This is a genomic window from Paraburkholderia sp. J10-1 (genome assembly GCF_905220165.1).
Taxonomy (GTDB): Bacteria; Pseudomonadota; Gammaproteobacteria; order Burkholderiales; family Burkholderiaceae; genus Paraburkholderia.
Genome location: NZ_CAJMYW010000009.1, coordinates 372,628 through 379,253, shown reverse-complemented (window position 1 = coordinate 379,253; position 6,626 = coordinate 372,628). Strand labels below are relative to the sequence as shown.

Here is a 6,626-nt window from a genome sequence, read left to right as displayed (position 1 = left end):
TGCATCGACCGGTTGAATCCGCCGCCGCATTGCGTCTCATGACTCAACGCGGCGAGCGTATCGGCAGCTCTCGGCCGCGTCAGCCGATGCAAACGGTCGGCAGTGCGGTCTCGATTACCGAATTCGCGTCACGGTAGACCCTATGCGCTGTCGATCCCGGTCGCCATGAGAATACGCGGTCGATAGAGGCGCCCTCGTACAGAACCGCCGAAAAATCGTCAATGGCAATCGAATCAGGAATCGCACTAGCCTGGAGGGCGGCGTGTAGCGACGCGCGTCTCTTCGGGTCGCTGTTGTAGTGAACAGCGCAGCCGCCCGGTAGTAAGCCCAAACAGTTGAGCGGTCGGTACGTCGGCCCCCAGAATGAGTCAGTGAGACCGGCCTCAAACCAGCACATGGCACCAGCGCTCATGCCCGCAACTAGAACGCCGTTTTCCCAAGCCTTCCGCACCGCCGTGTCGACTCCCCACTCGCGCCAGACGGCGAGCGCAGACCTGGTATTGCCGCCACCAACGAATATTGCGTCCTGATCTAGAAGTCGTGCAGGAAAATCGGCGACGGGAATAGACCTGGCCTCGGGTTGGCGAAAGAATGCAAGGTGGGAAGTGTCGCTGCCTAAGTCGCCGTAGGCGGCGTGGAAGTTGTCCAAATGCGCCGGGAGGTCACCACTGGGCGTCGCGAGATAGCAAATGTTTGGTCGTGCCTTTCCTGTGAGGCTGACGATGTGTTTGTCGATGGGCGATGGCCCTTCTTCCATCATGAACCCACCACCACCTATGGCAAGGATGCGGCGCATGGATGCTCCGGTCGTTGATTGACGGTCGTAGTCAGCCCTTGAGGCCGACTAGTCTGGCGATTGTCAGCGATTTAGGTGTCTGCGTCGAATGTCCCAAACTGGCCGGCTAGCGCCCGATGTCCGAGCCCGGCGGTCGCCACGGCCGCGGACTCTCATGCAAAAGGCATAAAGCGACCCTCAAGAGACACTGAGCAATCCCGATAACGGACATTCCTCTAGCCCTGCGAGCAGGAGTTTACGGTTCCCTAAATGGCTATCCCAGTCTCGGCGAACCGTTTCTTGAACTCTGGCAACTTTGCAATGATCCTATCGAGATCGTCCGTGCGTTTGGGAAACAGCGTGTTGAAATCGTCGCTTTGATAACGCTCGACAAAATCAAAATCCCCGTACAGGATGTGAGCGATACAAACCATCACCCCCTTGAATTTTTCCATCTGATCGTAAGGCGAGTTGACATGGCGCGTCGTGTACTTCGCTGGCAAGCCTTTCAACAAACCATCCTCACTACCAAGTTCGTAGTGGTTGTCAATGAACGCAATTCCATCCTGCATCGTCGCAATCAATGCGCAACGTGCCTCCGTAATATCCAATATCCTGCCTTGAGCGATCTGGCTTGGCTGACCAACGGATAGAAATTCCTTGCGATCCTGCACAATCCAAAATCCTAAGCGCAGTTCTTCTGGTGTTTGCTGGAGCAGATGTGAAACGGTCTGGAGATTAACAATCGAGGTAGACGCGTTGGCCCCAAAGACGTATTTGCACAACTTTTGCGCGCGTTTGTTGTCGATGCACACGCTCGGTTGCACAGGCGTCGTTCCGCGCTCAAAGCCAAACCCGGGGTCTATAACTAAATCCGTATGCTTCAAAGTCCTATTCTTGAACTGTCCGGACACAAAGCTCCAACCAGAAAACTGAGAAGAAACCTCGTCACAAATTTCGTAAAGTTGAGCTTTGAAAGTTCTCATAGTCCTTAGATTTCTAGCCGGCACAAGGGTTTCGAACGTAACTTTACGCAAATTTCGATCACCAGCGATCAGCTACTACTAGCAGGAATCGGATCGTTTGTCGACAAGCTACATGGGGTTTCGAATGTCTCTTCATGCCGCCGACTGATGCTATATGAGCGGCGCCGGATATAGCGACCATGGTGGCGTCAAAACGCTCTCCAGACCTCGGAGCCAACGAATGCGTAGTGTTCCGGCCCGGAGGCTGGCCCAAGTAGAACTGCGGGCCATTCGATGCACGGATGGTAGATATACATGGGCAGGGCGAAGTACAGGCTGCGTCTCACATCGACGATTGTCGTCAGCCTTTCGAACTTACGCTCCATCCAACTGAATGCTACGAAACTCGAGCAAGCAGACATCGAGAATATGCAGCCCCACGCGTAGCCGGGCAACTGGCGGCCGTCCACTATGGCCGTGTGAAACGAGTCGCCATGCGGCGGTTCCCCTTCATATTTCAGTGCTATCTCGTAGCTGCCGTCCGGCGGTAGTAGTACATATTCACCCATGCCAGCCCAGTGGCTAAGCTCTTTCTCCGTAAACTGGATTTTGTGCGATTCCATCTAGGTTCTTGAACACCGCGAATAAAGAAGATAGAGGATTGTCGACGATTTCCGCGGCGGCGTCGAAGGACCGCTTGTGGCCGCTCGCGGTTAGTTGGTGATGTTTTCGCGTATCGATTTTGGATCTTTCGGTTCCCAGTATCCACCACTGCCGTGATACGTTTCTGCGTGCAACCAGAACTTCTCATCGCAATGCAGGCAGCGAAAATGGTACTCGACGACGTCGTCCCACACCGCGCCTTTCGCGAGTTCAACGAACGAGACAGAGACACAAGGGCTTTCGGGAATCACTTCTGCGATTGTTTTATCGGCGATGTTCTCTCCAGCGATCTGTATCGCTTTGCGTAGCTCGCGAGGATGTCTGATTGCGTAACGAACGCAAAGGTCCGCACATTGATTACATGCCACAGAAGGCTCCGTCAGGATTCCGGTACTTTTAGCGGGGGAAATCGGTCGGTATAAGCGAAGGCGATGCGCGGAATTGTCGACGATTTGAGGGACCATGTCGACTGACCGCTCCTGGCCGGCTAGCGCCCGATGTCCGAGCCCGGCGGTCGCCACGGCCGCGGACTCTCATGCAAAAGGCATAAAGCGACCCGGAGCGGTCTTTCGATAAAACCAAAAGCGGCCACTCCTCGGACGCATCGACTCCATCGCTCCGAAGACCCTGAGCGCCGAATCAGCCTCGTTTGGCCGGCACGCTGAAGTTGCCAGAGGGGGCGCTCCGGCCACAGAAACTGCGACTGTTGGCTCATCCACAGACGCGACGTCAACAATATGATTTAGACAAAGGGCGGCCCAGTGCCTGTATGGGCCGGGATAGTCGGCACAGGCCCACGAAGCTCGCTTGAGATACTCCAGGTAGGTGGACGACTTATATTCAACAAAGAGACGACCGGTGCAGATGGAAGTCTCCGGCTCCGGCAACGCGAAGCTTTCATTAAGCACGGAATAGCCGACGTAGCTACGCCACGTGATGTCGAAGATACGGCAACCGCTGCAATGCTCGATCGTTCTCGCCTGAGCGAGTATCTCCTTCACGGGTTCAAGTGGTTGTGCATCAAGGATCGCCGTCGGTACCGGACCGCCGTCCGTGGCCTCAAGCACTCGCATTGCTAGCTGATTGTCGGCTGGTTCAAGCAGCTTATCGAGATAGAGGTATTTGCAGTCGGCAAAAATATCGGTCAAGTGCGGCATCGGTAGTAGTTCCAACTGGCATTGGTCGAGGTGATTTTCGTCGATTTTCGGCGACACGTCGAACGGCCGCTCCTGGCCCGCACCATGTCTTACGGGCGATCGTGCGTATTCACGCTAATTTCGTAATTTTATGCACCAGCTCGCCATCCAGGATGGAATCCATTGCCACGCCCGCGATATGGTCCGTGGTCTGCGGTAGCGACCTGATAAATTTCTGCACTGCGTCGGGTGCCACGTTGTAGGTAGGCTTCCTTACGCGTAATACGTATCCGTCTTCACTTAGGGGTGCAAGGATCTCGTTCACACTGTTCTGAAGGACCAGGCATTTGTCTTTCTGGTGAACCCCATTGGCCAGTACCGGTGCGAGTTCATCCCTAATGATAAGCAGCATATCGACCTCAGGAATGAGTTCTGGAATCCCGTCGCCCCAGACTACGACCGTGTGTAGTTCTACTCCGATCCATATCTCACCTTCGACCCAATCTCCGCTGCGTATAAACCTCTGGGGCCTAGCCTCGCAAAAGACCTTGATTCCGAAGTCTATGGCCCACACCTCCGGCGTCGCAAAGACGACGTCTGCAATGACGTTGTAGACGGAAGCGTGTTTCCTCTCGCATTGCATTACACGCGTGGAAGAAGGCACCAGCGCCGAGCCTTTGAACTCAAGGGCAAGTTTGTACGATTCCCCGACCTGGAAGTCACCGTAATTTCCGTCCTGGATAATTCACGAGTTAAGGCCGACGACGAGTTCGTTCACTTGCACTGAATGGCTGATTTGATGGGACGATTGTACCTGTTGCGGCTGTAGCGACTGCCATGTCGTCTGAAAACGTCGATCGGCGTCGATTGTTAGCGATCTACATAGCGCCGTCGAACGTCCTGTAGTGGCCGGACAGCGTCCGCGCGCTGTCCGGGGCTCCAGCTTCGAGTGACCGAGCAGCAGCTGCACCGCCCGCAGGTTCTTCGTACGGCGGTAGATCAGCGAAGCCTTTGTGCGTCGCATTGTATGCGTTCCGTAAGCAGCGTCGTCCAGTCCGATCGACCGGATCCAGCGATGTACCAGCCGGGCGTACTGGCGTGTCGACACATGCGGCGATCCGTGGATTCGGCTCGGAAACAGATAGTCACCCGACGCGAGAGCTGCCGCCTGGATCCACGCTTCCACGCTCGCACGTGTCTGTTCGGTGATTTCAAACTGCACCGGCCGCTGCGTCTTCTGCTGCATGACGGTTGCTCGCGCCGCCACACGTGAGCCGTGACAAACGTCTGAGACGCGCAGCCTTGTGAGATCGCATGCCCGAAGCTTGCTGTCGATCGCCAGATTGAACATTGCCAGGCCCCGTGTGCTTCCCGCGAGTTGCAAACGGATACGAATCGCCCAGATCTCTTTGAGTTTCAGCGGTGGCTTCTGGCCGGTCAGCTTTCCCTTGTTCCAAGGCACGCGCCGCGCGCTGCCGACGTCAATGGCTTCCATGACGATTCTCCTTTCGACGGAAGGAGGTTCAGTCTGAGGCAATCGTCGGCGGACGATATCCGACCCGGAGCGGTCCCTCGCTTTTCCCAAGACCGGTCATTGGGGCAACGCGAGTCGTTGGCGGATCGCGCTGAGTCACTCGGGTAGTGGTTGATCGCCCTGCCAATTGATGTACGCGGAGGTACCCATCGCCTCAATATTGGGCATTTCACTGACATGCACGTGCTGGAAAAAATCCAAGCAATGGCGCCAAGATGATTTTCCGGGGTCGGCCTCGATCCAGCACGAATATCCGAAGTGCTTCCAATCTAGCGAACCATCGTCATTGCAGCGCCGAAGAAGCTCATGCGCGATTGCCTCACCCCAAACCAAGGCTTCTTCCGCTGATGCTGCTTTGATAAAAATTCCGCTCGTCGATTCATAGTCTTCAATCAATCCGCGCTCGAAGAGTTGCCGGGGTTCAGGCTCGTGGTACTGGAAAATGACGAGGTATTCGTGTGTCATGTAGCAGAAGGTCGGTTTAACAACTTCAAATCATTGTCCTGCCGTAGATTGCAGATGATTTCCACAGACGAGTCGTCCGACTGATTGTGGCCGAACCCGCCTGATGTGGCTCTATTGCACTACACCGCGTGTTTCATTCTTCACACGGAGAAGAGTCCGCCGGGACGATGGTCCAATGGTATCGCTCGACCAGTTGCGTGGCTGCGGACCGCACTCTATCGTTCCACTGCGCTTCAGCCGCCCGGATACGGACATCTTCACGCGCTAAAGCTTCAGGCGCCCAGTAGGCTCTAACTTCGCCAACAGGCAGGTCGTCAGTCTCCGACGCGATCGCACGGAATAATTGAAATTCCGGCTCTTCTTCGACCTTGGTCCATCGTGCTAATGGCAGCATGGCCCTCGCTGTTTCAATGACACCCAGACGACCTTCAAGAAAATCTGACGCTCTAGCGCGAATCTTTCGGCAATGCTTGCGCCAACGCTGTTCGTTCGTAATTCCGCTAGGGATTTCTATCTCACGATCCATGGTGGAAGGGCCGCTCGATTCAAGCAAGGGATTGGGTACTTGCAGGACATCAGCTATGCCGATAAGCCTTGCACCCTCCGCTACTTCAATGCGTCGACCAATCCAAAAGGATTGAGGGTATGCCTCCGGCGAGAGAAGCCACACCTCCGCGTGAGCCTGCTGTCCTGTCTCAACGCGCGAAACATCCATGAATTCGTGGTGGGCAGACGACCAGTAATCGGGCTTCACCTTGTAGATTGGTTTGTAACCAGAAATCACGTACTTCGGCGAGGCATCCGCTCTGAGCGCTGTCAGGGCGAAGTTAACAATCAGGTCAGGCGAACGGGGCGGGCGAGTCATGTCTATGCCTCTGTTCAGTACGAGCGTCTACCAATTGTCGCCAATCTACGACTGGCTGTCGAACGTCGCATATTGGCCGTGAAGACTCACTCGTCAATAGCGAGAGGAGACATTCGCTGGCACCGGTTTGCGAATGTCCGTGAAGCGAACTTCAGCCGCCGCACAGCCGTTGATCGGCGGCCGTCGGCTTTGGCCGATGGCGTGCGTATCGCATCCGTCAGGT

Annotated in this window: 8 protein-coding genes and 1 pseudogene; all 9 read right to left on the bottom strand. The window is 55.5% G+C overall.

Annotated features, from left to right (window positions below):
- Positions 1-79: 79 nt before the first annotated feature.
- Complete coding sequence (locus U5A65_RS27200; RefSeq protein ID WP_321948460.1) at positions 80-796, bottom strand: peptidase E; 717 nt, start codon at positions 794-796, stop codon at positions 80-82.
- A 245-nt stretch (positions 797-1,041) separates the two neighbouring features.
- Positions 1,042-1,761: a hypothetical protein gene (locus U5A65_RS27195; protein WP_321948459.1), complete on the bottom strand. Its 720-nt coding sequence runs from the start codon at positions 1,759-1,761 to the stop codon at positions 1,042-1,044.
- Between the two features lie 188 nt (positions 1,762-1,949).
- On the bottom strand, positions 1,950-2,363 hold the full coding sequence (locus U5A65_RS27190; protein WP_321948458.1) for a hypothetical protein: 414 nt from the start codon (positions 2,361-2,363) through the stop codon (positions 1,950-1,952).
- 90 nt (positions 2,364-2,453) lie between these two features.
- Positions 2,454-2,867 (bottom strand): hypothetical protein, encoded by a 414-nt coding sequence (locus tag U5A65_RS27185; RefSeq protein WP_321948457.1) that lies wholly within the window; start codon positions 2,865-2,867, stop codon positions 2,454-2,456.
- 69 nt (positions 2,868-2,936) lie between these two features.
- The gene (locus U5A65_RS27180) at positions 2,937-3,617 is read right to left on the bottom strand and encodes a hypothetical protein (RefSeq protein ID WP_321948456.1); all 681 of its coding nucleotides are present in this window, start codon (positions 3,615-3,617) and stop codon (positions 2,937-2,939) included.
- A gap of 52 nt (positions 3,618-3,669) precedes the next feature.
- On the bottom strand, positions 3,670-4,203 hold the full coding sequence (locus U5A65_RS27175; protein ID WP_321948455.1) for a hypothetical protein: 534 nt from the start codon (positions 4,201-4,203) through the stop codon (positions 3,670-3,672).
- A gap of 273 nt (positions 4,204-4,476) precedes the next feature.
- Positions 4,477-5,034, bottom strand: a pseudogene (locus U5A65_RS27170) (tyrosine-type recombinase/integrase); the annotation flags it as partial.
- A gap of 135 nt (positions 5,035-5,169) precedes the next feature.
- Entirely contained in the window at positions 5,170-5,538 is a 369-nt protein-coding gene (locus U5A65_RS27165) for a hypothetical protein (protein WP_321948454.1), read from the bottom strand.
- A 133-nt stretch (positions 5,539-5,671) separates the two neighbouring features.
- A complete protein-coding gene (locus U5A65_RS27160) occupies positions 5,672-6,403 on the bottom strand; it encodes a hypothetical protein (protein WP_321948453.1) in 732 nt (243 codons plus the stop codon).
- Positions 6,404-6,626: the final 223 nt, after the last annotated feature.

Coding starts and splice junctions, on each gene's coding strand:
- U5A65_RS27195 (WP_321948459.1), bottom strand. CDS start 1,761: ATGAGAACTTTCAAAGCTCAACTTTACGAAATTTGTGACGAGGTTTCT.
- U5A65_RS27185 (WP_321948457.1), bottom strand. CDS start 2,867: ATGGTCCCTCAAATCGTCGACAATTCCGCGCATCGCCTTCGCTTATAC.
- U5A65_RS27165 (WP_321948454.1), bottom strand. CDS start 5,538: ATGACACACGAATACCTCGTCATTTTCCAGTACCACGAGCCTGAACCC.
- U5A65_RS27190 (WP_321948458.1), bottom strand. CDS start 2,363: ATGGAATCGCACAAAATCCAGTTTACGGAGAAAGAGCTTAGCCACTGG.
- U5A65_RS27160 (WP_321948453.1), bottom strand. CDS start 6,403: ATGACTCGCCCGCCCCGTTCGCCTGACCTGATTGTTAACTTCGCCCTG.
- U5A65_RS27200 (WP_321948460.1), bottom strand. CDS start 796: ATGCGCCGCATCCTTGCCATAGGTGGTGGTGGGTTCATGATGGAAGAA.